The following is a 26,927-nucleotide window of genomic DNA, read 5'->3' as shown; positions in this document are numbered from 1 at the left end:
GTATCTGAATTATAGAGTTAGAGACGCGCCCAAAAATTTGCATGGTTGTAGGCAATCTCCCTCATCATGACTATTTCCTAAATTCTGCCGATGAACGGGCTATTCTAATTACAAATCAGCCTCAACTGTTTACCAATTCGCGAAAATCCATTATTCTCCATATTGGTTATGTTTAATGCTTAAGAAATGTTTAAATTCATATCAAAACTAATATTAGTGTTTACAGTGCTATCTGCCCTCGTCGGGCAAGCGATGGCTGTAGATACTATGAGTTTTGAAATGGATATTGATAACAAACATTACAATAGTAATTCTGAATCGAATTGCTCTACGAACATGAGCCATGGTATGAGAGTAGATTCTATAAGTTCCGAAAACGCTAGTATTAAAGATTGTTGCAACACTTCGGAATGCACATGCCCACCAGGTGGTTGTACTCATGCTCCCGTCCTTATAGCTTCCATGATGATTGTTCAACACCCAGTGGTGCCGGACGCTTCATTTGGCTTGTTCTTCCAACAGCCAGTTTCAGTAACTTCCTCACTTTTTCGCCCACCGATATTTGCCTAACACAGGGTCAGTGCGTCCAAATTTCACGCACAATTTGTTTTAGTTCCTGTTTATTATCTAGGTGCTAGCGTACCTATATGTGCCAGCTTTGTCTGGAGGCAAAAATGTTAAAAAAAATCATCTATCAAGCTGCGGTATTACTGCTAATTCTACCTAGTATTGCCATGGCAAATATCCACCATGGCGCAAACGACGTCTTCGAATTATTAGTTTATAAATCACCATCGTGTGGATGCTGCAAAAAATGGATAACCCATTTAGAAAACCAAGGATTTCAACTACGTACAAAGGACTTTCATAACTTGAGCGACATCAAGAACGAATACGGAATTTCGCCAAATCTTCGCTCTTGCCATACCGCTGTTACAGAAAATGGCTTTGTATTTGAAGGCCATGTCCCTTCTAAGTTTATAAAACGATTCTTGTTAGAAGAACATCCAAAGGCTATCGGGTTATCTGTTCCAGCTATGCCAGTAGGTTCACCCGGAATGGAAGTAGCAGAGCAGTTTATGCCTTATACCGTTTTCATTATATATCAAGATGGGAGCTACGAACCTTACGCGAAAGTAGAAAGCTACGAAAGTCAATTCGATTGAAGTCAAAGTTAAACAAATAAATGCGCACTTTTGACAATCAAAGCAATTTTAATTTTTAAAAACCAAAGATAGAGGTAATCATGAAAGCACTTGTTAAATCATTTGCAATATTTAGTGTACTGCTAAGCAGCGTGGCATTAGCACATGAGGCTATAGAAATTAAATCTAGCACACCAAGCAAAAATGCAATGCTGATGGAGGCCCCAATGGAACTATCAGTCAGCTTTACCAAGGGAGTTAGATTAATAAAAGTAGGTTTAAAAGATAGTGAAGGTGCGAAAGTTGATTTTGGCTTTGAACCTCCGAAAGAGGTTGCAACGGATTATTCTTGGACCTTACCTAAATTACGTCCAGGTTCATACAATGTTGAGTTCATCATGCTTGGCTCCGATGGGCACAAGATGAAAGATAGTTTTGGATTTATGGTGCACTAAAAAGGGGGATTCAGCTGTGGAAATGTATATCTGGAACACTGTAATTGTAGTGTCAAAGCTAATGTTTTATTTAGGTTTCGCGGCCACAGCTGGATATACATTTTTCTGGCGAGATATTAACGATAATAGCACAAATTATACAACGCCATCTTATAGCGCTGTATGGGTAAAGGTTTGTGTCTTTGTTGCGTTTATTTCTAATGCAGTGTGGTTTATCGCGAACACTGGAGCGATGGTAGAAGAGGGAATTCAAGGCGCACTTGACCCCTTTATGCTTAAGATAATGTTGAGTTCTCCTATCGGTGAAGTCACCTTGTATCGTGCGGGGGGGTTAGCCGTAGCTTTAATAACTATCTACTTGTTGAAATTTAAACCTCTTAAACCTTTCCTAAGGTTAAAGTCTTGCTTACTTGTGCTGTGTCTATTCACGCTCTCGTACACATTTACTTTAACTGGCCACGTTTCTGAATTAGGAAGTGTTGCTCGAATACTACTTATGGTTCACGTATTTGTTATGGCTTGGTGGTTTGGTGCATTGATTCCGTTAAAGCTCTCCTGCCATTACCAGAGCTACGAAAAGCTTTATAAATTAATGGATAGGTTTGGTACGCAGGCGGCCGTATTGGTTACCTTATTATTATCTGCAGGCATTTGGCTAGCTCTTCAATTGGTAGGTAGTTTTGAAGGGTTATTTAGCTCCATATATGGGCAAACTCTTCTTGTTAAAATGTTCCTTGTAACTAGCATTCTAGCTATTGCTATACGGCACAAACTGAAATTAGTCCCAAAACTTAAAAGTGGCTCGGGAAGCGAAGCACTCTCAAAATCCATTTCATTAGAGTTAACAATAGCAGTTGCTATTTTAATCATTACTTCTGGGCTTACGAGCATTGTAGGTCCCGAGAGATAAAACTTAGAAGAGAAATTCAAATGAAAATTAAATTATTAGTCTTACTATTTATCATGCCCGTAATCATGAGTTTTGCTGCTAGTGCCCATGAAAAAGAACAACATGAGAAAGGTATGTTTAGTGGGTTAGATACGCCTGCAGCTAAAATAGTTATTGCATTCCATCACGCGCTTAATACGGGAGACAATATCACTGCGAAGAGCCTACTGGCGGATGATGTGACTATTTATGAAGGAGGCGGAGTTGAGAGGAGCGCAGATGAATATGCTCAACATCATATGAATTCAGATATGGAATATCTATCGTCAGTGACAAATAAAGCGTTGGAACATCAAGTCAAAGTTCTGGGCAATACAGCAATCTCCGCATCGCGGTTTCTGGTCAATGGGATGTTTAAGGGGGAAGAGAGAGACTACCAAAGTATGGAAACAATTGTCTTAATCAACACCGAAGGAGAGTGGAAAATCAAACATATTCATTGGTCAAATTGATTCGATTAACTACCCGAGAGAGCTCGTATGAAAAAATTTTTAATCATAATCATTTCGTCTCTGTTATCTTTCTTCACTTTCGCTCATGATAACAATGCAACTGATAAAGATCAGATAAAAGACATTATAAAGCAAATTGAATATGGCTGGGAGAATGGAGACGGTGCCCCCTTTAAAAAGCACTTTTTCGACTTTAAAGGCGCAAGATACTTTGAATCTGGCGGACAGAATGTAGGGTTAAGTGACTTGATAGAGCATCATGTTGAACCAGAAAAGGATGCCTTAGTTTTCTTAAGTTTAGATTTTTCTAACATTCAAACTCATGTAGAAGATGATTTTGCTTGGACACTCGTTGATACAACCGTTCAAGGAAAGGTTAGGAAGTCTGGAGAAACTTTCAACAAAACGGGGTTTCAAACCTTTCTTTTTAAAAAAGTTAACGGTGAGTGGCTGATAGTTCACACGCATTCCTCTAGTAGAAATCGTGCAAAAGACTAGCGAAATAAATGTATTGAAAGCTACTTTGGTAATATCAACGGTAGCTTTCCAGTTTGCTCAATATCAGAACCATCTCGGCTATCCTATTGCCAAAATGCCTTACACTTCATATTGGCACGAACTAAGCTTCCCGCCAGCCAATGAACCCTTATTATTCGTTTTTGCACAGATTTTTAATCAACATCGAATCCTTAAACACTTGTCCTCCCAACCTACATTTTGTTCCACATACGCTATTCTCAAAAGGTGCAGAGAAATATGAAAATCGTTTATTTTGGAAACGACTTATTCTCGAATTGTTTGTTACTTCTAATTAAAAATAGATTGAACATTGAACGCGTTTTTATAAACGATGTTCAGGAAAATGCGAGCTTCATCAAACGAATTTGTCGTAAATACAATATTGTTTATTCCACTGAAAAACCAAGTATCGTGACTCTTAAAGGATATTTAAATGACGAACAGACAGTCTTTGTTGTAGCCGATTACGGATACAAAGTACCCACAAACGAAATAAAATATGCGATTAATATCCACCCATCTTTACTACCCAAAAGTAGAGGCCCAACCCCACTCACCTACATTATCGACAACCCTGAGAACGCGGGTGTTAGCATTCATAAACTCACTGAGAAACTTGATGCAGGTAGCATCCTAATCCAAGAGAAATTTGAGGTCGAAAACAATGAAACGATTTCATCATTGATGGTCAAGTCTCAGTTACTCGCAGAAACTCTGTTAGAAGAATTACTTAATAACTTTAATGAGCTTTATAATAACGCCACACCTCAATTGGAAAAGCTAGCGTCATTCCAAAGTCTACCTCCAGTAAAAAGAAGGTTTGTAAATTGGGATCAAAACACCGCTCAATTTAGTCATGCCCTTCGACAGTATGGGCACTTTGGGATTCTTATTTCGTTAGATAACGCGTTATATATCGCAAATGATGTCGAAGTCACAACTTTCAGTCACGATTTCACGTGCGGTAGCATAATCTTTGAGGATGCACTAATTAAAAGTATTGCTATAAATGATGGCTATGTTGTACTTTCTAAGCGTAGTTTAAGGCTATATGAATCAAGAGTACTAAACTAGTTGATTACGGCTTTAATGTTTAAAGGTCCTAAGCACTTTTTTGTGTTGTGTTGATCTACGTCAAAGTAAGAATAACGGAATACCGCTACTATTCCCTTACTCACTGATGGAGTTTATTGTGTCAGGCATTTATAAGTGGTTTAAATTAGTACTAATAGCTGCGCTGCTTTCACAGCACGGCTTTGCTATGACGAACCCAATTAAATGTGATGGTCACGACACATCAGAATCTCATATGTCCTCAAATGATTCCTTATCAAGCGTAGAACATACTACTTTAAATAATCACACACTTCATTCAGAAAAGAACCAGGATGTACAGCACTGCGAAGGAAATGATCAATCGATATGCGCGTGCTGTATAGGTGCTTACTGTGCAACTTCTTTAACCCAATTTTGTATACTTTCAAATATTGAAATTCTGATAAGTGAAAACATTAAGCAAAGCTCATTTTCAGATATAAATATTACCCCTTTAATTGGTATACACTCTCCTCCCTTCCACCCTCCGATTAAGAGCTACACATAAACTCAGTGAGGCTTTTCTCTAAGTTTTCTTTACTAATCAATTGCAATCAAAGAATGTCTTAGACGATCAACTGCTTAATTAATATACATTAAGACACTGTTTGCTATCAGTAAACGAACAGCAAGTATTATCCGCCTCACTTAAAAACGCATTACATCTTAGAACCGAAAGTTTCACGAGTTACATGCCTATTGACCTGCGTCCCACACACAGGTTTAGCCTTTAGGTATAAGTAAAATTTTAGGTTAAAGACATCGGAACAACTATGAAAGTAAGAGAGATCGCAAGCGCCTTGGCTACAACGCCAGATACTGTTCGCTATTACACGCGCTTGCAGTTAATAACGCCGGCAAAATCTGACAATGGTTATAAATTCTATTCAACGAAAGATGCTTCCAGGTTGCGGTTTATATTAAGTGCAAGGCATTTAGGTTTTTCAGTTGAAGATATCAAGCAAATTCTCAGAGAAGCAGATAATGGAAAGACCGCTTGTCCCCTAGTTAGAACCTTAATTGCAAGAAGGCTAGCAGAAACAGAAAGACAATTTAAGGCAATGTTGTTACTCAGGCAAAATATGATGCTGGCAGTAAGGAAATGGGGAGCAATGGGTGACAAAGCCCCATCCTCACACGTGGTCTGTCATTTAATAGAAGAGTTTGAACACACCGTCCTGGAGGAAAACATAAATGACAGAACTTAATGCAGGTGTTTCTTCAGAAAAATTGTTGTCCGTCAAAAAACAAGTCTTCTAAAAATAGGAAAAAAGGAGAGCACTATGAGTGCAGAAGTAACACAGCGACAATTAGTGATAGAAGGCGCCGGATGTGCCAGTTGCGTTGGAAAAATAGAAGCTGCCTTGAAGCAGACGCCGGGAGTGCAGAATGCCGAAATGAACTTTGCAGACAGAACAGTACTTGTATCGGGTACAGCGGATTCTCAATTATTGGTTCAAGCAGTAGAGTCCGTTGGTTACAACGCAAAGCCTTTCGAAGATAAGCCTGACACTGATGTAGTCGATGAAAAAGAAGCAGCGGATAGGACCTATTACAAAAAGCTGATGCGAGATACTTTCATTGCGCTTTCGCTAGGTATCCCTCTAATGACTTATAGCATTGTTGTCGACGAAATGACGGTCGAGACTAATGTCGAGAGGTTGTTGTGGCTAGCAGTTGGCCTACTGACGCTGGGTGTAATGTTCTTTTCCGGCCGGCATTTTTACATCGGTGCGTGGAAGAGCTTTAAAAATCATTCTGCCAATATGGATACACTCATTGCACTTGGTACAGGCACAGCATGGTTCTATTCGATGTTGGTAGTGTTGGTACCTGAAGCAGTGCCGTTAATGGCAAGGCACGTTTATTTTGAAGCTACAGCTATGATCATTGGTCTAATTGATCTGGGGCTTGCCTTAGAACTAAAAGCCCGCGGAAAAACCTCAGAAGCAATCAAACGTTTAATTGGATTACAAGCGAAAACAGCCACGGTTATTCGCGACAATAAAGAGGTCCAGGTCGCTATCGAGCAAGTGCTTTTTAACGATGTCATCAAAGTCAGGCCTGGAGAAAAAGTGCCTGTTGATGGTGTGGTTGTTGAAGGCCATACGTCAATCGACGAGTCCATGCTAACCGGGGAACCGATGCCAGTTGAAAAATCACATGACGATGAAGTCGTTGCTGGAACTCTCAACAAGTCAGGAATGTTTCTATTTAAAGCAACTCGAGTAGGTAAAGACACGGCACTGGCGCAAATCATTGCAATGGTTAAACGCGCACAAAATTCAAAGCCGCCTATTGGGCGCTTGGCCGACGTGATATCCGCTTACTTTGTTCCTGTGGTCATGATTATATCTGTGCTCAGTGCGCTAGCATGGCTGAACTTTGGGCCTGAGCCCGCACTGGCATTTGCCATAGTTTCGGCCACCACTGTATTGATCATTGCTTGTCCATGTGCATTGGGCCTAGCCACGCCGATGTCAGTTATGGTGGGGGTTGGAAAGGCTGCTGAAGCCGGCGTGCTAATTCGCAACGGCGAAGCGCTACAAACGGCATCAAAAATCAGTGTGATGATACTGGATAAAACCGGAACGATTACGGAAGGTACACCCAAGGTCACTGACATAATTTTAGCCAATTTCAGTGATGAAAAGACAGTGCTGCAATTGGCAGCTAGTCTGGAAAATGGTTCAGAGCACCCATTAGCAATGGCGATAGTAGAAAGTGCCCACGACCAGGGCATTGAGCTGCTGAAAACCGAAGAGTTTAATGCGATTACCGGTATGGGGGTTGAAGGCCGTTGTGAAGGAAAGGCCTTATTGTTTGGTAACAGCAAGCTTATGGCTTCAAAAGGGGTGGGCATAGGTAATTATTCAGAGAAAGCACAAACACTGGCCAAAGACGCCAAAACTCCCATGTATTTCGCTGTAGATGGACAACTTGCTGCCATCATAGCGGTTGCCGACCCGATAAAACCTGACTCTGTTTCTGCCATCAAGCGTCTTCAGGCTAATGATATCCGGGTCATCATGTTAACGGGGGACAACAAAGAAACTGCTGCTGCAGTGGCAAAGAAAGCGGCAATAAGCGAGTTTTTTGCTGAAGTATTGCCCGAAGATAAGGCCAACAAAGTACATGAATTACAGCAGCAGAGAGAAGTAGTGGGTATGACTGGTGATGGAATTAACGATGCTCCGGCTCTTGCCTTGGCTGATGTTGGCTTTGCCATTGGTACAGGAACGGACGTTGCCATTGAAAGCGCCGATATCACCCTGATGCGCGGCTCGTTGCATGGTCTGGCCGATGCTATAGCGGTTAGTAAAGCCACCTTGCGCAACATTAAGCAAAACTTGTTTGGAGCCTTTATCTACAACGTAGCAGGTATACCTTTTGCGGCGGGCGTGCTCTATCCATTTTTCGGAGTATTGCTAAGCCCAGTTATCGCCGGAGCCGCCATGGCATTTTCTTCGTTAACAGTGGTATCAAATGCGAACCGGCTTCGCCTATTCAAGGCAAAGGACCACTAAGGAGTTTTCTTATGATGATAATTAATATTGTAGGACTTACGGGTATTGCACTGATTATTTGGTGGTTTTGGTTATACAAGCCTGATCAGACAGTTACTGAAAGTAACGAAATACTCATAGAAGTAAAAAATGGCGTGTACTCACCAGCGTCTATTCAGGTAAACGCAAACCAATCTGTTACGTTGAAGTTTTTGCGCAAAGATGAGTCTCCCTGTTCCGAAGTACTGCTAATTCCTTCATTAGATATCAGTGAGCAGCTAACGCTTAATGAGGTAACACCAATTCACCTCGAAAACGTCCCACAGGGCGAACATACTTTTCACTGCCAGATGCAGATGTATCGCGGTGTTCTTACGGTGGTATAGGAGGAGTCATGAAAAACAGTCACCCCAGATTTTGGTCAACACCTACAGGGTGGGCAGCATTAGCGATGATCGCTGCCGTTACTTATTTTTTAATTTTCGAACATGGTCATCATGTCCTTCAGTTTCTTCCCTATTTGATTTTATTGCTGTGCCCATTCATGCATATATTCATGCACAGTAGCCACGGTAAACACGGACACGCCCACGAACATTCTCGCGACAGTGACAATAAGCAGAAAAGTTTTCAGGAATTGAGTGATAACAACGCGGCTTATCGTGATGGATACATTCAGGGGTTGGAGGAAGGCCGAAAGGAGTCACTTAAAAAGGACAACCAAGATGAATGATACATATGATTATGGCTTATGGTCAATGGTGATACTGAACTCAGCTATTTTTATCTTTTTTGCATTCAGTTTTGTAAAGCCAAAATCTTCCACCGACTGGCGAAGTTTGGGGGTATTTTCTGCGTTTATTGTAGCCCTGTTTACCGAAATGTATGGCTTCCCACTGACTATTTATTTCTTGTCAGGATGGCTTGCTGAAACCTATCCGGAAGTAAACTTTTTTGCGCACGAAAACGGACATCTGTTGCATACTTTCTTTGGTTTTAAAGGCGACGCCCACTGGGACCCATTTCATATCGCCAGTATGGTATTTATTGTTGCAGGATTCTTTATCTTGTCCTCAGCATGGAATGTGCTGCACCACGCTCAGAAGAACCATCACTTAGCTAAGACTGGATGGTATGCGCGGTGTCGCCACCCTCAATATTTAGCCTTCATACTGATCATGTTCGGTTTTTTGTTGCAATGGCCGACCATTCCCACACTGGTCATGTTTCCAGTTTTAGTTGTTGTGTATGTGAAACTGGCAAAGCGTGAAGAAGCTCTGGCTATTGCTGAATTTGGCGATGAGTATGTGAGCTATATCAACACGACACCTGGCTGGATCCCAAACCTCAACTTTAAATTAAAAGGTGAAAACCATGAAAAAATTCACTAAATCAATCATTTTTTCAACCACATTAGTAATGGCTGCAACATCGCAAGCTCAACAAATGGAAGAGCATGAGCATAAGGGCTCAGACAAGCCAGAGATTCAAACGGGAATGCCTATGCGTGGCCAAGATATGCATATGATGAATGCAAAAATAAAGTCGATGAAGGAAGAAGTTAACGCTATCAAAGAAGAAAAGAATCCCAGCAAGCAGCGTGAAATGATGAAAAAACACATGCAATCCATGATGGGAATGATGCATATAATGCACGAAAAAATGGAAGGGCAACCCATGCAAAACCAAGTTGATATGGCAGAAAGGCATCTTAAGATGATGGAAGTAATGATGTCGAAAATGGATGGAAGCCATTCACCCGAATCTCAGAAACTTTCAAATTAACACCCGAGGAGAAAGATATGAGTGATTTAGACCACAGAGTCGGTGTCAGAGAAGCAAATTTAGTCGTTCGGAATTTACGGCTCAGCAATGTCTATGAGGCAAATTGCGAGCCCCTAATTGAAGAGATTGACAAGCTCTTTGGCATTGATGAGGTGAGCTACAACATCAAAGAAGGGGCTATTCACCTGGCATATGATGCGACACATATCGATTTAGACGGTATTGAAGCGATCATTCGAAAACACGGCGCAGATCTTCACAATGACTGGTGGACACACACAAAAGAAGGTTATTACCAGTTTGTAGATCAAAATATAAAAGACAATGCGACGCACAAACCGTGGAGTTGCCACCACTTGCCGCAGGGCGCTCACAGGAAGCGTACATAACCTTAATGTGCTCTACGTTCTCACTCAACAACAATGCTGAGCGATGTCGTTACATTATGATGCTGGCTTTAAGGAGGCGTAAGATGAAAATTCGAGAAAATGTATTTGCGTTCGCGTGCGCCGCATCGTTCAGCTTCGAGAGTGTTGTTAGTTGTTAGTTCTTTGTTCATTATTACAATGCCCGACATGATGTCACCCATGGCTGGTAATATAATGTTTTCAGACTGGCAAGGGATGATATGGAACGTGCCTTTATTGGGTGTAGTGATAGGCGGAGCTTTATGGGCTTTGTTCGCAGGTGTACTGGGTTGGCTTATTGCCAGTATTTACAATAGGCAGCTGTAGTAGTGAGGGCTAAATAAATAGTCAGTATTTGTCCTTTTAGCACAGGTACGATATTTGCTGATATCTACTGCCACATAAATTTAAACTAACGGTGAGATATTATGATAACCAATAATTCAGAATTAGCCTTACAGCAAGCCATGCAACTACCCAGTCAAACCAATACAGAGAAGCAGGGTTGTAGCCAGCCACCTGAGTCAAAAGGACAGGAGTTTGCTGAAATAATGAATACACTGAAGCAGCAAAAAAGCGGTTAAAGTGTGCCACGAGTAAAAATAACCGGCACGCTAATGCCGGTTAATTCCTTTCCTATTCATAACAACTGCGCTTACCTTTTAGGCTGCTACTCTGCCTACGCTGAATATTGTCTTACTCCGTCGATGTAGTTCATGAACAGCTTCAATGATTTGCATCAGTTATAATTTTTATCATCATCATCATACGCATGGAGCTTTAGAAACCATTTCTCTGCCGCGAATACGATAAGAAGTCCAGCCACAGAAATCCCAACAATGAAGATATCTGATTTTGCTTTGACCCACATAAAAGATAGAAGAACAATGATATCGAGAATAATTGCACTGACTAGTACCCAAGCTTTAGCTTGCACATCATCTCGTAAATGCTTGAACACTCCCCAGTGGATGAAGATATCCATTACGATATAAAAAACTACACCGATGGAGGCTATGCGGCTCAAATCGAAGAATATGGTAAGAAATATTGCGATGACTAACGTATAAATTAAGGAATGTCTTCTTATATCTCCCGGTAATGAAAAATGACGGTGAGGCACAAGTTGCATTGATGTAAGCATCGATAGCATTCTTGAAACAGCGAAGATGCTGGCAACGACACCGGAAGATGTGGCAATAATCGCGAAAGCTATCGTAAACCAAGCACCATACTGGCCGAATGCCGGTCGAGATGCTTCAGCAAGCGAATAATCTTTTGCCTGTATTATTTCGCCAATTGATAAATTTGCTCCGACTGCAACTGCGACAAAAACATAAAGTACCACACAAATCGATATAGAAATGACTATGGCTCTTCCTACATTTTTTTCTGGTTGTTTGAGCTCGCCTCCGCTGTTTGTAATTGTAGTGAATCCTTTGTATCCCAAAATACCAAGTGCCACGGCTCCGAGAAAACCGGTTGCGCTGGTATCTTGCGGTTGAGCTGAAACGCTCTCAAACGACAAACCGGTTGCCCACAGCCCACCAATTGCCAAAACTGCAAGTCCTGCTATTTTGATAAAAGCCATAATAAATGAGAGGGTCTGTATGAATTGATTACTCAAAATATTAACAATGAATGCCACAATAAGAAGACTCACGCCAAGCGCTGGTATAAGCCACTCAGCGCCCTGAGAGTCAAACAATTGTAGGACATAAGTGCCAAAAGTGCGGGCTACCAAACTTTCATTGATAACCATGGAAAAAAACATCAGCAATGCACAGGCACCGGTCAACAGACCTCTACCATAGGCTTTTTTCAGAAACATGGCGATACCACCTGCAGAGGGGTATTTCTGTGCCATTTTGACGTAACTGTATGAGCTAAACCCTGCAATTATCGCTGCAACTAAAAACGCAAAAGGAAACCATGTGCCTGCCAGCTCCGCTATTTGCCCGGTTAAAGCAAATATACCAGCACCTATCATTACACCAGTTCCCATCGATACCGCGCCCCAGAGGCTTAACGAATCTTTCCTGTTTGAATGCTCGTGTTCATTCATATTGGTTACTCCTTTATGTCATGTGAGCCTGAGTAACAACAAAAGCAACTTGCAGCAAATATAAGGACACAGGCCCATTACAAAACAAATTCGAAGACGTGTAGAAAGAAATAACTGGCAATGGCATACCAGTTATTTCATTTTTAGCGTAGGGCGTTTAAAACCAAATCCTTGCACCTAACACTACACCAGTTTCACTGGTTGACTTGCCTTCAGCCTTTAATGCATCAGCTGTATTTCCCAAAGCTTTGCTGTAATAAACACCGACATAAGGTGCTACCTCCCTCACTATTTCATGCCGATATCGCAAACCAATACGAATATTACTCAACCCGCTTTGACGGTCATACTTTTCAGAATCGGTGAGGTTGGCAACAACTTCCAGTCGCGGTTGCAGATAGGAAACTTGACTTAGTTGCCAGTCATATTCGGTTTCATTGATGAACTGCATGTCACCGTCTTCGTTAATACGCAGTGAATTTTCCATTTCAAACCAGTAAGGAGCTAGACCTTGATAACTGACCACCGCATAGTTCTCCATATCCGCATCTGATGACAGCTCTCCCTTTGTGCCCACACCAAATTGTATAGACCAAAAAGAAGAAACGAGATAACCGTACAACAGTTCTGCTCGTTCCAGATCAGTAGGCATTCCATCGTTTTGTGTATTTTCGCCTTCGCTTTTAAAAACAAGACGATGGTAATCTCCGCCATACCACGCTTGCATGTCCCAGACCCCTATATTTTGCTGCTCATCAGTGCGAGTATATTCAAGTCGGTCAAATAGAACTTGGCCAAAATATTCATTAGGAATAGGAGATGGCCAGTCATCTCTTGATTGAGCCAAAGCATTGTCAACGCTCAAAGTTAATGTTATTAGGCCTGCTATTAATATCTGTTTCATTTTAATCTCCTATGCGACCTGTACAACACGAAACATACCTGCTTCCATGTGGTATAGCAGGTGACAATGAAACGCCCACTCACCGGGGGCATCTGCGCTGATTTGTAACGAGACCTTCTCTCCAGGCTTGAGGCTGATCGTGTGTTTACGAGGTCTTGGATATTGGCCGTTTTCAAGTTCCATCCACATACCATGTAAATGAATAGGGTGATCCATCATAGTGTCATTAACCAAGATCAGACGTAGTCTCTCGCCATAATTGAAACGTACATATCCGTCTACTTCACTAAACTTTTTGCCATCGAACGACCACATGTACCTTTCCATATTGCCCGTTAAGTGAAGCTCAATTTGACGTTCCGGCTCTCTTTCGTCAGGCCAAGGACTTTCACCGACTAAATCTGTATAAACAAGGACACGATGTGGGCTGTCTTCCAAACCGATCCCAGGTTCATCCAACCTAGAACTTGGATTTTTAGCAATCATCGCTGCACCAGCGCCGTGCCCGTCTTCGCTGTGGACAATGTCTATGCTTTCTACTGGGAGCTTTTTGGAGGGGGTCATTTCTCCTTCCATTTGGGTGCCATGCATTGTATGGGCGCTATGCTGCCCCATTCCTTTCATTTCACCTTTTGGAGCAGCCATGCCCGAGCTGTCGACCTTGGACTTATCCATATTCATGCCTTTCATACCAGACATGTCCATCCCCATCGCCGCCATGCCACGCTCTGTGATAACTCGCTGTGGGGGAACCTCTGCAGTAAGGCCAATTGACGGGGTTAGGGTGCCACGCGCATATCCACTTCTATCAAAACTTTCCGCAAAAAAGGTATAAGCTTTTCGCTCTTTTGGCTGAACGATTACGTCATAAGTTTCCGCTACTGCAATTCGAAACTCATCCACATTTACTGGTTTAACAGGCTGACCATCTGCAGCTACAACTGTCATTTCAAGCCCTGGGATGCGAAAGTCGAAATAAGTCATCGCAGAACCATTTATGATCCTCAACCGGATTTTCTCGCCTACTTTAAACAGGGCTTGCCAATTATCTTGTGGTGTCCGGCCATTCATTAAGTATGTATATGTACTGCCTGTAACGTCAGCTATATCGCGAGGGCTCATACGCATTGCACCCCACATAGCACGCTCTTCCCATGTATCGGCAAGCCCTTTTTTCTTTACGTCTTCTAACGTGTCGAAAATAGTTCGCTTTTGATAATTGTAATAACCTTCCGCTACCTTCAGTTTTCGCATAACGTCATGGGGGTCTGAAAACGTCCAATCGCTTAAAATAATTGTATGTTCCCTATCAGCCCCAATGTCCCCATCTGCGGGGTCGATCACAAGAGGTCCTAAATGGCCCAACTGTTCCTGGAGGCCTGAATGACTGTGGTACCAGTAGGTGCCGTTTTGCTCGACATCGAATGCATATTTAAATGTTTCGCCAGGTTTTATTCCGGCAAAGGAAACTCCCGGAACGCCATCCATATCTGGTGGTAAAATAATCCCGTGCCAGTGTATTGAAGTATCTTGGTTTAGGTGGTTAGTTACATTGAGGTGCGCTCTCTGTCCTTCTTTCAATCTAATCAACGGGCCCGGCATTTGACCATTGATCGTTATAGGTGAGCCCATATTTGAGCCTATTGGCAATTGCGCTTTTGACACATTGAGATTTTTAATATCACCTGTCAAAACTTGATCTTTAAAATGGCGACCAACAGGTGCTGCCCATAGAGGACTAACGTTGGTTAACGCAGCCGCAGCGCTTGAGGTCAGGGCAGCGAGCACAAATCTTCTGCGACCGTTGTCGATAGAATTTTTCATAGTTTTTAGCCTTTGAATTGATACTAACTGGACGAAGGAATTTCATCCATTTAAAAAGTATTACTAACTAAGTCAGTACCTTAGGCTATCGGGGGACGAAAAGGTGGAGTGAAAATTTTGGGGGGAACAGCTAGAGCGATAATGTCATACTGCTCAGCAAAAGTTGTTTCAAATTGACGAATGGGAACGTAAAAAAGACTTGCAAAGTGGTAGCAATTGGTAGCTATACACATACATCCATCATTGCAGCAACCTGATTTACCCGAATGCGAGGGGTGTCCATCAGTGTGAGCGCTTTGATGCTTAGAACTAGGTGAACTGCTACGTTTCTCCTCATGAGCGTCTGCGAATTTGTGAGAAGCCTTAGTTAATGAGCTATGTTCATCCATTTTCATTTCACACGCATCAACTGGCACGGTAAACAGTACCAATAAATATCCAATGCATAGTGTGAAAATAATAGATCTCATAACTTTGTATTTGCTCTCAACCTTTACGCGACGTTATTCCCTTAGAAAAGATAAGTCTTAAGGACACTTTAATCAATGACATTTGCTTGTAACTAAGATAAACAACTTCCTATGTAGTTAAACAAGCAGTCTTTTCAATCTTAAAAGCTGATAGAGTTACTTTTATTAAGTTTAGTCGATAAGCAACTCTTGTAACTAAAAAGATAACATGAGTAATGCGCCTGCTATCATAAAAATGTTTTCTGATAGTGAAACAAAACCTAACGGCACGTTACTGTCCCCACCGACACAAGCACATTTGAGCTCCCGTTTATCCACATATACTGCTTTAAAGACAGAAATTGCCCCAACGGTTCCTATAAATAGTGAAAATGGCGCAACAGCTATGGCAGGCAGTTGAGCTACCATTCCTATCCCCGCGTAGGCTTCAAGAAATGGGTAGATGTAACCATATCGAAGCCACCTCATTGCCAACAAATCGTAGGTTATGAACGAATTTGTAAAACTATACAAATCCTTCAATTTTTGAACTGCAAGTAGTGTCATTGAGAAAGCAATAAAGAGAACCAGTGTTCTTATAGAGATGAAGTCTTCAGAAACAAAAAACTGGAATGCTAACGATAGCAGAGCTGCCACAGAAAAAATCGCAATAACAGGTGCATAAGTAGTTCCGTTCTGCCCCGCTTCTCCTTTCCCGAAGTATTTACGAAGCTCATCATATCCACCAACTCGCTTTTCTTCGATGAAGGTTTGAGGCGTCGTTTCTACACCATGCTTTTGCTTGAAATCATCGGTGTCATTACGTGAAGTAAGATGATTGTCTTCTACTGAATAGCCTTCTCGCTCTAGTAAGTCTTTTGACCTTAAACCGTAAGGGCAAATGTGCTCTTTAGTAACCATTCTATATAGGATAGCTTTCTTACTCATTTTCCTTTCCTTTATTCAATTTACCTTCAAATTGAGGAATTGGACGCTGTTCGGCCTGTTCCTGAGTTGTTACCTTGCCATTCTTATTTATATCCTCTATCAACCACTCCATCTCCTTTATTTCCTTTCGCTGAGCTTTAATAATGCCGTTTGCTAATTCTCGTACGCGAACGTCTTCAAGGTTAGAACGCTCACTAGTCAAAATAGCTATAGAGTGATGAGGAATCATTGCTTTCGTGTAAGCGGTATCTGAAATGGTACTTTGTGAACGAACAAGATAGATACACAAGGCGAAAGTAAGTGCCGCTATTATAAAAATGGCTGTATTGAGTTTCTTGTTGCTATACATACCTAACATGAAAGCTAACATTATAATCGCCATGCCTGCCCCCATATAGAGTGCCATATAAGTCCTTGTCTCACTGAACCAGACATGCGAGATAGCGTAGGTATTTAAGTACATCATTAAAAACATCGCTACAGTTGAAGTTATTATCATTGCAGCGAACTTAGAGTATTTCATATGTAATCCTTACTTAAGAAACAGTTAATATTTGTAAATCTTTCTAACAAAAGAAAGCTTGAGAGAGGTCACAAACCAATCAATCTTAACTAGTCAAGTTTTGTACCAACAAGGAAATATTATGTTTTTGTCTATATTAATAGTTTTAACTGCACTGTTGATCTGCGTAGGGCTGCATCTTTTTAATATTTCAGTAGTCGCGGACAATATCAGCGAGAGATTGAAGGGAGCTTGGATAAAAACACTGTCGGTAGTCGTTATTGCCATTTCGAGCCAACTTTTACTAGCAGTCATTTTTACTCTGGCGTATGAAATTGGACTTTATTTCGAGCTCGGCGATTTTAAGCAACCTGCCACTTCCATGGATATTTTTTACTTTTCACTAACTACGATTACTACATTGGGTCTTGGAAGTATCGAGCCGGACGGACATCTACGAATGATAGCAGGAGTTGAATCGGCTACAGGGTTTCTACTAATAAGCTGTTCAGCATCGAAAGTGTTCAAGCATATGTAATGTAAAAACTGTAACCTGAGAAGATGTAAACCTCACCCGTCAGGACTAGTTTTTAATGAAACAATGTTTCGCAAATTATTGTCTTTTTAGATACTAAAAAGCGAACAATAGAGCACTCTTTGCTTCTCTCTTAAAGAAGTTTGAGGGTATGGCTTAGCAAACGTTTCAGAACCAAAAGCACGGTTGAAAGCTGACTTTATTATCTCAAAACTGATTTAAATCTGGGCTATGATCTTGGCGCTTTTATTCGAGTCGCTTATGCAGATATATTTGGGATTACTATAGGAGCATACGCACAACTTCGGTAATTCCTTCATCCCTGATAACTCTAGTTTCCAAAAGCAGTTACAGCTTGAGTTCAAACAGATTCACATTAATCTATTCTATTGATTCAAACCAAAGTCGACTTAAAAGTATCAGTTCTTCTGGAAGCAAAGCAAAAGCCTATGGTTACTTTAACTACGATACTCGTGGCAATATTATTCATAACAGTCACTTTAGTATGAGTTACAACTTGGCGAATCAGATGACTGCGGCGAACGGATTTTCATTTACCTATGATGGATTCAATCGCCGAGTAAAGTCTTCGAAGAGCGGGAGCACGGCATATTATCATTACAGTCAAGATGGAAAGCTTCTCTTCAGTGAGAGTAATGGCGTTTGGAAAAACTACATTTATATTGGAAGTCGTCTCATAGCAAAAGATTCTAGTTCATCAGCAAGTTTTATTCATACTGATATTCTAGGCAGCACTACGGCGCAATCTAACAATAGTGGAACACTTATTAACAATAGTCGACGACACTATAAGCCATTTGGGGATACCTATGAGACTGCTAGTAATGAAATAGGCTATGCGGGACACAAGTTCGATAGTGAATTGGGCTTAAGCTATATGCAGGCACGATACTATGATCCAGTTATAGGTCGTTTTTACTCGAATGATCCTGTTGGATTCAAACTCTCTGACATATCTACATTTAACAGATACTCATACGTAAGCAATAATCCCTATAAATACGTTGACCCTGATGGTAGAGAAAAACATACTGTTAGCGTAACAGGTGAAGCGATAGCTGTTGCTGGAGCGAGAGTCTCTCTTTCATTGTCGTTCGATGATCAGACATTGGAGTTGTCGGCTTCTGTTAGTGCAAGTCCTAGACTGGGGGCTGGTTTATCATTAACACCTAGCTATCAACAGTCACCAAGTGGCGATGTGGCCAAAAACGAAACAATAGTAGAGACTTCAGTGAATGCAGACGCGGCTGTTGGGCCATTTGCGGTTGCACAGGACTTAGTTTCTGAAAAAACAATCAATGGTGACATACAACCGCAAGGAAGCGTCTCTGAACCGCAAGGTGATGCTAAAGGAAAGATTGGTGTTTCTGCCTCTGTAGGAGTGGAGGTTAAAGTCACACAATCAACAACTGCAATAGCGGATGCTGTAAATGCGGTCAAAGAAATTTTGGAGTAACTATTGAAATCAAAACTTTATGCAGTAAACAGCTCGAAATTGATGGCAATTTCGTTTGCTACTCTTGGGCTGTTTAACATTTATTACTATTACAAAAATTTTAGTAGGAAAGCTAAAGTCGAAGAATTCGACTTGGTTATCTTTGTAAAAAGTATTTTATATCCGTATTTTAGTTATTCATTTTTGGTTGATGTAGGTAGCACGACTAAACGTTCAAACTCCTTTGTGAAGTTTGTTTTTGTACTACAACTTGTATTTGTTGTCGGGGGAGTCGCGGTTGCTCATCCACTGAATCTATTGGGCTTTTTAACATTTATTCCACTCACAATAGTAAATAGTATGCTTCTTGAGGGAGATGCAGAAGTGGATGAGCTAAAGAAGTTTCCAAATGTGTTGATTTACTTAGGCTTCGCTATCGTTTCTACAATTGTTCTTTCAAGGATAGTCGATTATTTCTGATTTGAATTTGAAAACCCAAAAAGCTCGAGACTTGAGAGCTGCCAGTGAAGTTTGTGGCCAATATCTACGTCTCTAGTACGCTGAGACTGTAAAATAAATGCTCAGCGTTTTCGATTCAGAGATAAAACTTGTTGGTAAAGAACGGTGCGAATTGTAAAAATCTCTACGGGTCAATGGCAGAAAATCGTACACGGTAGACTACAAACGCTGAATATCAGGCTATTGATTTTTGCCTTATAAATCTACACAAATGACGAATGTTAGCCGATAGATACAAGTTAAGGTGAGCGCGCACAGTGAAATTGTGTTCTTCTTACAATTTTAAGTGTGTAAATAATTTAAAATACCACAGTCCCTAATGGTTTTGTCTTGGTCACACGATGACGCCATATTTTCGAGTGATGACTTTAATGCGTTTAGCTCTTCAATGCGAATAATGACGTCTGATAAATGCTTAGCTATTAACGTATTGATATTTGAACAGCTCTGATCTGGCCTCGAACGACTGTCCATTAGCGTTTTTACTTCCATGATAGACATATCTAATGAACGACACTGTTTGATAAACAGGAGTTGTTCAATAGTCCCCTTGTCGTAGACACGATAATTTCCACTTGAGCGCTTAAGCTCAGGCAAGAGCCCCTTCTTTTCATAAAAACGAATGGTCTGAATACTACAACCTGTCGTCTTTGCGACATCACCAATTTTCATTTTTTTCTCCTAACCGTTGACTCTATACCAAGTATAGACTTTATACTCATACTATTCATCAGTAAAGAGTGTGTTTCTAATGAGCGGATGTGGGTGCGAAGTTGAAATAAAAGACCAGTCTCAACGACAGGTTTTGTATTGGCTTTTGGGAATAAACGCGACAATGTTTGTTATAGAAATGGGGATCGGGTTGCTTGCTGATTCAACCGCATTAATAGCCGATTCACTTGATATGCTCGCCGACGCAGTTGTCTATGGTGTTGCCCTTTATGCTATTGGTAAATCGCTATTGCACAAAGCCAATGCGGCTAGAATTAGCGGCTTTTTTCAGATGGCACTGGGTGTGTTGATTATCATTGATATTGTAAGACGGTCAATTTACGGTAGCGAACCTGTATCGGGACTAATGATGGCTATGGGGGCAGTTGCACTGATTGCTAATGTCATTTGTCTTGTGATCATACGCAAACAAAGAAATGAAGAAGTGCATATGCGGGCAAGCTGGATATTTTCAGCCAACGATGTGATTGCCAACTTAGGTGTTATCTTTGCTGGCGTTTTGGTGTTTTGGCTCGATTCTCGATGGCCTGATCTGGTTATCGGTGTGATAGTTTCGTGCGTTGTGTTGCGCGGGGCAAAAATGATCCTCGAAGATGCTGGAAATGAAAGACAGCGAGCGCTTAATGCGCAAAGTTGATAAGAAAATGCCAATTTTTAATTGCACATCAAAACTGCGTAGGTTGGCATGGCTACTTATTACTTTGCTCATGTGTCAATCGGGCTTTTCGTTCGCCGCTCAATGCGATGACTACCCTGCGGAGGTATCGTCAGTCCCTGAACAATCAAAGTCGATAGGCACTTATGATGTTCCCGAAAAAAATGTAAATGCTGGTGATAATACGTCGAGTGAAGAGTCTAAGTGTTTCCATTGTGTGCTGTGTCAATGTGGACAGATTAAGTTTCTGGCACAACACCCAATAAATGACGTATCTAAACCGTTATATACCAATCAATACAGTTATTCCCGCAACGTCACTGACGGCCTAGTCGAAGGCCTTTTGCGCCCACCTCAACATTAATCCATTCCCTCCTATATGTTTGCATGGGTGCTTTCCATGTATGTCGTTATCTTATGAACAAAAGGTTCTTTTATGAGTTCTTCACGCCCATTGGGCATAAAAAAAGCTAGCTCAGCGTATCTGAAATTGATATCTGCTGCACTGGTAACCATGAGCATATCTGTTCAATCTGCCAATGCGCAAAAGTCTTCAATCACGCTTGAAAATGCGCTCAAACGCACATTATCAAACAACCCAGATTTAGTTGTGTTCGAATTTAAATCTTCGGCTTTGGATGGTGAATCAAAAATGGCCAGCTTACGACCTGAAATGTCTGTTGGGGTTGAAGTTGAAAATGTGTTGGGAACAGGCGAAGTGTCTGGTATCAAAGATGCCGAATTGACACTGACCTTATCGTCGGTCATCGAGCTTGGAGATAAAGTCAGCGGCCGAATGAATGTGGTGAGTTCAAAAAAAGCACAACTGCTTACACAACGGCGCATTCGTACGCTGGACATCTTGGGTGAAACAACTCGACGATATATCAATGTCATTGTCCAACAAGCGTTGCACAAGACTGAGCAACGAGCTGAAATGCTGGCTCGCACAATGCTTCAGACAGTCTCTACACGGGTTGAAGCGGGGGCTTCTTCACCACTTGAGAAAAAACGTGCAGAGTCAGCGTTGTCGCAGGCGCGTTTGTCGTTATTGATAAGTGAACAAAAACTCAATGAGTATAAACGCGACCTGGCCATCATGTGGGGTGACACTAACGCTGCGTTTGCGGAAGTTGAAGGGACACTGTTATCGTTTCCAAATTCACTATCACTTGAACATATGCTTTCACAGCTTCAAAGCAATCCACACGTTCTGCTTTATGCTGATAACTATCGGGTACAAGAGGCCAGATTGAGAGTGGTTCAGGCCAGTCAGCAGTTCGACATTGCGTGGGAAGCCGGTATCCGAAGAATGCAGGGAATTAATGACACAGCGTTAGTCGCCAGTATTTCGGTGCCGTTAAATACCAAGCAGCGGAATCTAGGAGAATACGAACAACAGCGCGCATTGCTTGACAGTATCGACTATCAAAAACAAGCGAAAATTCGTGAACTCACTCGCCAATTAAATCAAGTCATTAGTGCAAAAGATCAAGCCTTGCTCACTGTTACGACCCTTCAAGACAATGTCGTTCCCACATTGGAATCTGCATTGAAATTGGCGCGGGATGGCTATGAAAGTGGTCGCTACAACTATATAGAGTGGGTGACAACGCAACAGCAACTCATAGATATGCAACGAACACTGATAAAAGCCGCAGGCTTAGTCCACCTTCGAAGCGCAGATCTAGAGGCACTTACGGGAATTCCCGTGTTTTCTGACTCTCCCTCGACGTCTGCTCAATCATCAGAATTACTAGAGAAAAAATAATGAATACATCACAATTTACATTACTCACTAGCGCACGTGACTTGCTTGGCGTGTTAGCCATGCTACTTACTTTACTGTTTGCTACTGTCGCCCTGGCTGATGATGACGATGAGGAAGCCGAAGAAAGACCCGAGTACGTAGTGTTATCTCAAGAACGGATGCTTGAACACGATATCGTGACTGCTTCAGCCGCGTCAGGATCATTATCGCTCACAACCAGAACATTTGGGCGGATAGTTCATGATCCTGCGTCACTGAGTCATATTCGTGCCCGCTTCGACGGTGTTGTAAAACGTATCATGGTGAATATTGGAGATAAAGTAGAAAAAGGTGACACGCTGGCAATCATTGAGTCAAACGAGAGTTTAAATCAATACTCAATCACCTCACCGATGTCTGGAAAAATCATAGCTAGACACGCCAATGATGGTGAGCTCACCAACGGTCAAGTGCTGCTTTCTGTTGCTAATTACTCTCGCGCAATTGCTCAATTGGCTATTTTCCCCAAACAACGTACTCATATTGCCGCTGATATGGAAGTCACTTTAAGGCTTGAGGAATTGCAGCAACAATCAAGTATAAGCCACATTACGTCCTCACCGGATGACAAACCCTATTCTATCGCGTTTGTGAACGTTGATAATGGCAGTGGTTATTGGCCTTTAGGCGCTATGGTAGAGGGTTATATTCAGATTGGTTTCCAAGAAGTCAATCTGGCACTCCCCAAAAGTTCAATACAAGAGTTAGATGGGCAAACCATTGTTTTTGTCAAAGAAGGGGAACGATTTTACCCCCGCCAAGTAAAACTTGGGAACACGGACAACCGTTTAGTAGAGATTGTGAAGGGCGTTCAAATAGGCCAGCAAGTCGTTGTAGAAAATAGCTATCTACTAAAAGCTGATTTATTAAAAATGGAGGCGGGCGATGATGACTAATTACCTGCGCATTTATTGTCAAAAGCAAAGCCAAGTCCATAAAAACGGTGAGGTGAGAGCATGATTGCACGAATACTCCGTCTGTCGATTGAGCGCCGTGGTGTCATGATGTTGTTCGCCTTGTTTGTCGCCTTTTTTGGTATGTACAGTTACAAACAACTGCCGATTGATGCTGTGCCTGATATCACCAACGTGCAAGTGCAGATAAATACCGCAACCCCAGGTTACTCGCCTTTGGAGACTGAGCAACGCATAACGTTTATAGTTGAAACCTCGCTGGCCGGTTTGCCTAATTTATCGTATACCCGCTCGATATCACGCTATGGCTTGTCGCAAGTCACAGTCGTGTTTAAAGAGGGCACCGATTTATATTTCGCACGAAATCTCGTCAACGAGCGTCTCACCGCCATCGCGGCGCAATTGCCAACAGGGTTAACCCCTGAAATGGGCCCTATCGCCACAGGCTTGGGTGAAATTTACATGTACTCGTTAAGTGCTGAGCCTCAGGCGCGACAGGACAACGGTCAACCCTATGATGCTATGGCATTAAGGGAGATCCATGATTGGGTAGTTAAGCCCCAATTGTCGCTTGTTGAGGGGGTGACCGAGGTTTATGCGATAGGCGGATTTGAAAAGCAATATCATGTGAATCCTAATCCAGTCGCAATGATAAACTTTGGGATAAGTACAGGTGACCTTCTCAGTGCGCTAGAACGCAACAATGCGAATCAAGGCGCTGGTTTTGTAGAACAAAATGGGCAACAAGTACTGATCAGATCGGAAGCCCAACTGAAGGGCATCGACGATATCGGCCAAGTGGTTGTTAAGGTCATTGATGGCGTACCGGTAAAAATTCAAGACATCGCCCAAATCAACCTCGGTAAAGAGCTGCGCTCTGGAGCCGGCACGTTAAATGGCCAAGAAACAGTGATTGGCACGACAATGATGTTAGTGGGAGAAAACTCTCGTACGGTCGCCAAAGCTGTGGACAGTAAGCTCGAAACCATTAAAACAAGCTTACCCGAGGGCGTTATCCTTGAAGCGGTTTACGATAGAACAAGCCTCGTTGACAAAACCATCGACACAGTACAGAAAAACCTCGTCGAGGGCGCTTTACTTGTCATCGTTGTGCTATTCGTTTTGCTTGGGAATGTGCGAGCTGCACTTATTACAGCCGCTGTAATACCCCTGGCAATGCTTGCCACGATATCGGGTATGGTCAAAACCGATGTGTCTGCTAACTTAATGAGTTTAGGCGCACTTGATTTTGGCTTGATTGTCGATGGCGCAGTTATCATTGTTGAAAACTGTATCAGGCGATTATCCGAATCCCAGAAGCAAAACGGCGCAACTCTACCGCTCAAAGAAAGACTGAATGTTGTATATGAAGCCACTAATGAAGTCATACGTCCCAGTTTGTTTGGTGTATTGATCATTACCATTGTTTATATCCCCTTGTTCACGCTCACTGGCGTCGAAGGTAAAATGTTCCACCCCATGGCAGCGACCGTGATAATGGCTTTGCTTGCCGCAATGGTATTTTGTTTTACCGTAGTGCCTGCGGCGATAGCAATTTTCATGAGAGGTAAAATTAGCGAAAAAGAAAGCCCAATTATTAAAGGTGCAAAGGCAGTCTATCGTCCTGTTTTAACGGGAGCGCTGCGTTTTAGATGGCTAGTGGTAGTAGCAGCGAGTGCTTTGGTTGTCGGCAGTTTATGGATGGGCAGTAAATTAGGCTCCGAGTTTATTCCCCAGCTCAATGAAGGTGATATCTTAGTACAGGCAATACGGATCCCTGGGACAGGGGTAGAACAAGCAGTTGAAATGCAAAAAACTCTTGAAGCGAAACTTATGCAGTATGAGCAAGTACAGACGGTATTCGGTCGCACGGGTACGGGTGAGGTCGCCACCGACCCTATGCCACCAAACATTACTGATACGTTTGTTATTTTAAAGCCTCGGGAGCAATGGCCCGATCCATCAATGACAAAAGCTGAGTTAGTGGAAACGTTTGAAGAGGACTTGTTTACTTTGCCCGGCAATAATTATGAATTTACGCAACCTATACAAATGCGTTTTAACGAATTGATTAGTGGCGTAAGGGCAGATTTGGGGATAAAGCTATTTGGGGATGACTTAGATACGCTCTTTGCATCTGCTTTTGACATTTTGACCGTTATTTCAACGATTGAAGGAGCTGATGACGCGAGGCTTGAGCAGGTAGAAGGCATTCCAATCTTCACCGTCACACCAAAGCCTGATCAATTGGCACGCTTTGGTTTGGATATAGCCGACTTGCAGTTATGGCTCAATGCTGCGACAGGTGGAGAAACCGCTGGAATGATTTTTGAAGGCGACAGACGCTTTGAGATTGTCGTGCGATATGGCGACGACATTCGAAATGAACTCACTCAGCTTGAGAGCGTTCCCATCGTCACGCCCTCTGGTGAGCATGTACCGATAAGCGAATTAGCCACACTGGCATTTAAAGAAGTACCTAGCCAAATAAGCCGGGAAAATGGCAAACGTAGTATTGTTGTCACAGCAAATGTGCGTGACAGAGATATTGGCACTTTTGTTGAAGAAGCTCAGGCGAGAATCAATGATGAAGTAGATTTACCTGCTGGTTATTGGCTCGACTATGGTGGAACCTTTGAGCAGCTCGAGAGTGCGAGTCAACGATTGACTATTGTGGTACCGGTTACGTTGTTTGTGATTTTGACAATGCTGGTAATTGCGTTTGGTTCTATACGCGATGCGTTGATTATCTTCACAGGTATCCCTTTGGCATTAACAGGCGGTGTAATGTCTCTTTGGTTAAGGGATATGCCTTTATCCATATCCGCGTCGGTAGGATTTATCGCGTTGTCTGGGATTGCCGTATTAAACGGATTGGTAATGCTGTCCTTCATCAAGCAACGTTTGCTAGAAACCGGAGAATTAGTGAATAGCATTGTTGAAGGGGCACTTATTCGCTTGCGTCCGGTATTAATGACAGCACTAGTGGCAAGCCTTGGATTTGTGCCCATGGCGCTCAATACGGGCATAGGTGCAGAGGTGCAACGGCCTTTGGCCACGGTGGTCATCGGCGGGATAATATCGTCAACCTTGCTAACACTGGTAGTGCTGCCTGTACTCTATCGACTCGTGCATAGTAAAGGGGATCAGTAGTGTTCTTGGGCATTTATTCGCAAATGCCCAAGTTTTACCTGAACGATTTTTAGGTACCTATTGACTCTTTATTAAGTATAGACTTTACAATCATATTCTTAACGTCATGTACGATAAGGATAGATATGGTTTCGCTTATTTTAATATC

General features: G+C 42.1%; 30 protein-coding genes. 24 read left to right on the top strand and 6 right to left on the bottom strand.

What is annotated here, in order from left to right; translation table 11 throughout:
- The first annotated feature begins 186 nt into the window (after nucleotides 1-186).
- From QVA83_RS22415 to QVA83_RS04215, 16 genes are all read left to right on the top strand, one after another.
- Nucleotides 187-570: a CopL family metal-binding regulatory protein gene (locus QVA83_RS22415; protein WP_139125468.1), complete on the top strand. Its 384-nt coding sequence runs from the start codon at nucleotides 187-189 to the stop codon at nucleotides 568-570.
- Nucleotides 571-674: 104 nt separating this feature from the next.
- Nucleotides 675-1,166, top strand: coding sequence for a DUF411 domain-containing protein (locus QVA83_RS04285; RefSeq protein ID WP_012516899.1), 492 nt, complete (start codon nucleotides 675-677; stop codon nucleotides 1,164-1,166).
- An 80-nt stretch (nucleotides 1,167-1,246) separates the two neighbouring features.
- Nucleotides 1,247-1,600 (top strand): copper resistance CopC family protein, encoded by a 354-nt coding sequence (locus QVA83_RS04280; protein WP_126874104.1) that lies wholly within the window; start codon nucleotides 1,247-1,249, stop codon nucleotides 1,598-1,600.
- Between the two features lie 22 nt (nucleotides 1,601-1,622).
- A complete protein-coding gene (locus tag QVA83_RS04275; protein ID WP_287498148.1) occupies nucleotides 1,623-2,510 on the top strand; it encodes a CopD family protein in 888 nt (295 codons plus the stop codon).
- Nucleotides 2,511-2,530: 20 nt separating this feature from the next.
- On the top strand, nucleotides 2,531-3,001 hold the full coding sequence (locus QVA83_RS04270; protein ID WP_126874102.1) for a YybH family protein: 471 nt from the start codon (nucleotides 2,531-2,533) through the stop codon (nucleotides 2,999-3,001).
- Nucleotides 3,002-3,028: 27 nt separating this feature from the next.
- Nucleotides 3,029-3,499, top strand: a complete 471-nt coding sequence (locus QVA83_RS04265) for a YybH family protein (protein WP_015066037.1) — start codon at nucleotides 3,029-3,031, stop codon at nucleotides 3,497-3,499.
- A gap of 258 nt (nucleotides 3,500-3,757) precedes the next feature.
- Nucleotides 3,758-4,594: a formyltransferase family protein gene (locus QVA83_RS04260; RefSeq protein ID WP_015066038.1), complete on the top strand. Its 837-nt coding sequence runs from the start codon at nucleotides 3,758-3,760 to the stop codon at nucleotides 4,592-4,594.
- Between the two features lie 794 nt (nucleotides 4,595-5,388).
- A complete protein-coding gene (locus tag QVA83_RS04255; RefSeq protein ID WP_012516906.1) occupies nucleotides 5,389-5,823 on the top strand; it encodes a MerR family transcriptional regulator in 435 nt (144 codons plus the stop codon).
- Between the two features lie 75 nt (nucleotides 5,824-5,898).
- Nucleotides 5,899-8,142, top strand: coding sequence for a heavy metal translocating P-type ATPase (locus QVA83_RS04250; RefSeq protein ID WP_012516907.1), 2,244 nt, complete (start codon nucleotides 5,899-5,901; stop codon nucleotides 8,140-8,142).
- A gap of 11 nt (nucleotides 8,143-8,153) precedes the next feature.
- The gene (locus tag QVA83_RS04245) at nucleotides 8,154-8,507 is read left to right on the top strand and encodes a cupredoxin domain-containing protein (protein WP_012516908.1); all 354 of its coding nucleotides are present in this window, start codon (nucleotides 8,154-8,156) and stop codon (nucleotides 8,505-8,507) included.
- Nucleotides 8,508-8,515: 8 nt separating this feature from the next.
- On the top strand, nucleotides 8,516-8,854 hold the full coding sequence (locus QVA83_RS04240) for a DUF2933 domain-containing protein (RefSeq protein ID WP_012516909.1): 339 nt from the start codon (nucleotides 8,516-8,518) through the stop codon (nucleotides 8,852-8,854).
- Nucleotides 8,847-9,512, top strand: a complete 666-nt coding sequence (locus QVA83_RS04235; RefSeq protein ID WP_024015555.1) for a methyltransferase family protein — start codon at nucleotides 8,847-8,849, stop codon at nucleotides 9,510-9,512. The genes QVA83_RS04240 and QVA83_RS04235 overlap by 8 nt, the downstream gene beginning before the upstream one ends.
- Entirely contained in the window at nucleotides 9,496-9,906 is a 411-nt protein-coding gene (locus QVA83_RS04230; RefSeq protein WP_156079172.1) for a hypothetical protein, read from the top strand. Before QVA83_RS04235 ends, QVA83_RS04230 begins: the two co-directional genes overlap by 17 nt.
- 17 nt (nucleotides 9,907-9,923) lie before the next feature.
- Entirely contained in the window at nucleotides 9,924-10,295 is a 372-nt protein-coding gene (locus QVA83_RS04225; RefSeq protein ID WP_012516912.1) for a hypothetical protein, read from the top strand.
- Nucleotides 10,296-10,394: 99 nt separating this feature from the next.
- The gene (locus QVA83_RS04220; protein WP_012516913.1) at nucleotides 10,395-10,640 is read left to right on the top strand and encodes a DUF5676 family membrane protein; all 246 of its coding nucleotides are present in this window, start codon (nucleotides 10,395-10,397) and stop codon (nucleotides 10,638-10,640) included.
- A 101-nt stretch (nucleotides 10,641-10,741) separates the two neighbouring features.
- Nucleotides 10,742-10,897, top strand: a complete 156-nt coding sequence (locus tag QVA83_RS04215) for a hypothetical protein (protein ID WP_012516914.1) — start codon at nucleotides 10,742-10,744, stop codon at nucleotides 10,895-10,897.
- A gap of 155 nt (nucleotides 10,898-11,052) precedes the next feature.
- Here QVA83_RS04215 and QVA83_RS04210 read toward each other — a convergent pair whose 3' ends face one another.
- The 5 genes from QVA83_RS04210 to QVA83_RS04190 all read right to left on the bottom strand — a co-directional run bounded on the left by QVA83_RS04210 (nucleotide 11,053) and on the right by QVA83_RS04190 (nucleotide 17,026).
- The gene (locus QVA83_RS04210; RefSeq protein ID WP_278413524.1) at nucleotides 11,053-12,378 is read right to left on the bottom strand and encodes an APC family permease; all 1,326 of its coding nucleotides are present in this window, start codon (nucleotides 12,376-12,378) and stop codon (nucleotides 11,053-11,055) included.
- A 157-nt stretch (nucleotides 12,379-12,535) separates the two neighbouring features.
- Nucleotides 12,536-13,282, bottom strand: a complete 747-nt coding sequence (locus QVA83_RS04205; protein WP_012516916.1) for a copper resistance protein B — start codon at nucleotides 13,280-13,282, stop codon at nucleotides 12,536-12,538.
- A 9-nt stretch (nucleotides 13,283-13,291) separates the two neighbouring features.
- A complete protein-coding gene (locus QVA83_RS04200) occupies nucleotides 13,292-15,106 on the bottom strand; it encodes a copper resistance system multicopper oxidase (RefSeq protein WP_012516917.1) in 1,815 nt (604 codons plus the stop codon).
- A gap of 665 nt (nucleotides 15,107-15,771) precedes the next feature.
- On the bottom strand, nucleotides 15,772-16,503 hold the full coding sequence (locus tag QVA83_RS04195) for a MauE/DoxX family redox-associated membrane protein (protein WP_012516918.1): 732 nt from the start codon (nucleotides 16,501-16,503) through the stop codon (nucleotides 15,772-15,774).
- The gene (locus QVA83_RS04190; protein WP_012516919.1) at nucleotides 16,496-17,026 is read right to left on the bottom strand and encodes a DUF305 domain-containing protein; all 531 of its coding nucleotides are present in this window, start codon (nucleotides 17,024-17,026) and stop codon (nucleotides 16,496-16,498) included. Before QVA83_RS04190 ends, QVA83_RS04195 begins: the two co-directional genes overlap by 8 nt.
- A 121-nt stretch (nucleotides 17,027-17,147) precedes the next feature.
- Between QVA83_RS04190 and QVA83_RS04185 the strand changes: the two genes are divergently transcribed.
- The 3 genes from QVA83_RS04185 (at nucleotide 17,148) to QVA83_RS04175 (ending at nucleotide 19,476) form a co-directional block, all read left to right on the top strand.
- Entirely contained in the window at nucleotides 17,148-17,543 is a 396-nt protein-coding gene (locus QVA83_RS04185) for an ion channel (protein ID WP_015066041.1), read from the top strand.
- Between the two features lie 352 nt (nucleotides 17,544-17,895).
- Nucleotides 17,896-19,017: an RHS repeat-associated core domain-containing protein gene (locus tag QVA83_RS04180; RefSeq protein WP_287498147.1), complete on the top strand. Its 1,122-nt coding sequence runs from the start codon at nucleotides 17,896-17,898 to the stop codon at nucleotides 19,015-19,017.
- Nucleotides 19,018-19,020: 3 nt separating this feature from the next.
- Nucleotides 19,021-19,476, top strand: coding sequence for a hypothetical protein (locus QVA83_RS04175; protein WP_139125469.1), 456 nt, complete (start codon nucleotides 19,021-19,023; stop codon nucleotides 19,474-19,476).
- A 321-nt stretch (nucleotides 19,477-19,797) separates the two neighbouring features.
- Here QVA83_RS04175 and cadR read toward each other — a convergent pair whose 3' ends face one another.
- Nucleotides 19,798-20,187: a Cd(II)/Pb(II)-responsive transcriptional regulator gene (cadR, locus tag QVA83_RS04170; RefSeq protein WP_015065929.1), complete on the bottom strand. Its 390-nt coding sequence runs from the start codon at nucleotides 20,185-20,187 to the stop codon at nucleotides 19,798-19,800.
- Nucleotides 20,188-20,266: 79 nt separating this feature from the next.
- Here cadR and QVA83_RS04165 point away from each other — a divergent pair, with 79 nt between their 5' ends.
- The 5 genes from QVA83_RS04165 to QVA83_RS04145 all read left to right on the top strand — a co-directional run bounded on the left by QVA83_RS04165 (nucleotide 20,267) and on the right by QVA83_RS04145 (nucleotide 26,779).
- A complete protein-coding gene (locus QVA83_RS04165; protein WP_156079174.1) occupies nucleotides 20,267-20,884 on the top strand; it encodes a cation efflux transmembrane domain-containing protein in 618 nt (205 codons plus the stop codon).
- Entirely contained in the window at nucleotides 20,871-21,266 is a 396-nt protein-coding gene (locus QVA83_RS04160) for a hypothetical protein (protein WP_004588585.1), read from the top strand. Before QVA83_RS04165 ends, QVA83_RS04160 begins: the two co-directional genes overlap by 14 nt.
- A gap of 72 nt (nucleotides 21,267-21,338) precedes the next feature.
- Nucleotides 21,339-22,673: a TolC family protein gene (locus QVA83_RS04155; RefSeq protein ID WP_029937684.1), complete on the top strand. Its 1,335-nt coding sequence runs from the start codon at nucleotides 21,339-21,341 to the stop codon at nucleotides 22,671-22,673.
- Nucleotides 22,673-23,608, top strand: a complete 936-nt coding sequence (locus QVA83_RS04150; RefSeq protein ID WP_015065925.1) for an efflux RND transporter periplasmic adaptor subunit — start codon at nucleotides 22,673-22,675, stop codon at nucleotides 23,606-23,608. Before QVA83_RS04155 ends, QVA83_RS04150 begins: the two co-directional genes overlap by 1 nt.
- A gap of 60 nt (nucleotides 23,609-23,668) precedes the next feature.
- Nucleotides 23,669-26,779, top strand: a complete 3,111-nt coding sequence (locus QVA83_RS04145) for an efflux RND transporter permease subunit (RefSeq protein ID WP_156087448.1) — start codon at nucleotides 23,669-23,671, stop codon at nucleotides 26,777-26,779.
- Nucleotides 26,780-26,927: the final 148 nt, after the last annotated feature.

It is taken from the genome of Alteromonas sp. AO-Serp (assembly GCF_017849675.1).
In the GTDB taxonomy this organism is placed as follows: Bacteria; Pseudomonadota; Gammaproteobacteria; order Enterobacterales; family Alteromonadaceae; genus Alteromonas; species Alteromonas macleodii.
This window is presented reverse-complemented; position numbering and strand designations above follow the sequence as displayed.

Excerpts from the sequence above, each read along its gene's own strand:
- QVA83_RS04160 (WP_004588585.1), top strand. The coding sequence starts at position 20,871 with ATGCGCAAAGTTGATAAGAAAATGCCAATTTTTAATTGCACATCAAAA.
- QVA83_RS04255 (WP_012516906.1), top strand. The coding sequence starts at position 5,389 with ATGAAAGTAAGAGAGATCGCAAGCGCCTTGGCTACAACGCCAGATACT.
- QVA83_RS04185 (WP_015066041.1), top strand. The coding sequence starts at position 17,148 with ATGTTTTTGTCTATATTAATAGTTTTAACTGCACTGTTGATCTGCGTA.
- QVA83_RS04275 (WP_287498148.1), top strand. The coding sequence starts at position 1,623 with ATGTATATCTGGAACACTGTAATTGTAGTGTCAAAGCTAATGTTTTAT.
- QVA83_RS04250 (WP_012516907.1), top strand. The coding sequence starts at position 5,899 with ATGAGTGCAGAAGTAACACAGCGACAATTAGTGATAGAAGGCGCCGGA.
- QVA83_RS04195 (WP_012516918.1), bottom strand. The coding sequence starts at position 16,503 with ATGAGTAAGAAAGCTATCCTATATAGAATGGTTACTAAAGAGCACATT.
- QVA83_RS04245 (WP_012516908.1), top strand. The coding sequence starts at position 8,154 with ATGATGATAATTAATATTGTAGGACTTACGGGTATTGCACTGATTATT.
- QVA83_RS04205 (WP_012516916.1), bottom strand. The coding sequence starts at position 13,282 with ATGAAACAGATATTAATAGCAGGCCTAATAACATTAACTTTGAGCGTT.
- QVA83_RS04260 (WP_015066038.1), top strand. The coding sequence starts at position 3,758 with ATGAAAATCGTTTATTTTGGAAACGACTTATTCTCGAATTGTTTGTTA.
- QVA83_RS22415 (WP_139125468.1), top strand. The coding sequence starts at position 187 with ATGTTTAAATTCATATCAAAACTAATATTAGTGTTTACAGTGCTATCT.
- QVA83_RS04220 (WP_012516913.1), top strand. The coding sequence starts at position 10,395 with ATGTATTTGCGTTCGCGTGCGCCGCATCGTTCAGCTTCGAGAGTGTTG.
- QVA83_RS04225 (WP_012516912.1), top strand. The coding sequence starts at position 9,924 with ATGAGTGATTTAGACCACAGAGTCGGTGTCAGAGAAGCAAATTTAGTC.
- QVA83_RS04240 (WP_012516909.1), top strand. The coding sequence starts at position 8,516 with ATGAAAAACAGTCACCCCAGATTTTGGTCAACACCTACAGGGTGGGCA.
- QVA83_RS04150 (WP_015065925.1), top strand. The coding sequence starts at position 22,673 with ATGAATACATCACAATTTACATTACTCACTAGCGCACGTGACTTGCTT.
- QVA83_RS04280 (WP_126874104.1), top strand. The coding sequence starts at position 1,247 with ATGAAAGCACTTGTTAAATCATTTGCAATATTTAGTGTACTGCTAAGC.
- QVA83_RS04210 (WP_278413524.1), bottom strand. The coding sequence starts at position 12,378 with ATGAATGAACACGAGCATTCAAACAGGAAAGATTCGTTAAGCCTCTGG.
- QVA83_RS04145 (WP_156087448.1), top strand. The coding sequence starts at position 23,669 with ATGATTGCACGAATACTCCGTCTGTCGATTGAGCGCCGTGGTGTCATG.
- QVA83_RS04200 (WP_012516917.1), bottom strand. The coding sequence starts at position 15,106 with ATGAAAAATTCTATCGACAACGGTCGCAGAAGATTTGTGCTCGCTGCC.
- QVA83_RS04285 (WP_012516899.1), top strand. The coding sequence starts at position 675 with ATGTTAAAAAAAATCATCTATCAAGCTGCGGTATTACTGCTAATTCTA.
- QVA83_RS04190 (WP_012516919.1), bottom strand. The coding sequence starts at position 17,026 with ATGAAATACTCTAAGTTCGCTGCAATGATAATAACTTCAACTGTAGCG.
- QVA83_RS04155 (WP_029937684.1), top strand. The coding sequence starts at position 21,339 with ATGAGTTCTTCACGCCCATTGGGCATAAAAAAAGCTAGCTCAGCGTAT.
- QVA83_RS04270 (WP_126874102.1), top strand. The coding sequence starts at position 2,531 with ATGAAAATTAAATTATTAGTCTTACTATTTATCATGCCCGTAATCATG.
- QVA83_RS04235 (WP_024015555.1), top strand. The coding sequence starts at position 8,847 with ATGAATGATACATATGATTATGGCTTATGGTCAATGGTGATACTGAAC.
- QVA83_RS04215 (WP_012516914.1), top strand. The coding sequence starts at position 10,742 with ATGATAACCAATAATTCAGAATTAGCCTTACAGCAAGCCATGCAACTA.
- QVA83_RS04265 (WP_015066037.1), top strand. The coding sequence starts at position 3,029 with ATGAAAAAATTTTTAATCATAATCATTTCGTCTCTGTTATCTTTCTTC.
- QVA83_RS04230 (WP_156079172.1), top strand. The coding sequence starts at position 9,496 with ATGAAAAAATTCACTAAATCAATCATTTTTTCAACCACATTAGTAATG.
- cadR (WP_015065929.1), bottom strand. The coding sequence starts at position 20,187 with ATGAAAATTGGTGATGTCGCAAAGACGACAGGTTGTAGTATTCAGACC.
- QVA83_RS04165 (WP_156079174.1), top strand. The coding sequence starts at position 20,267 with ATGAGCGGATGTGGGTGCGAAGTTGAAATAAAAGACCAGTCTCAACGA.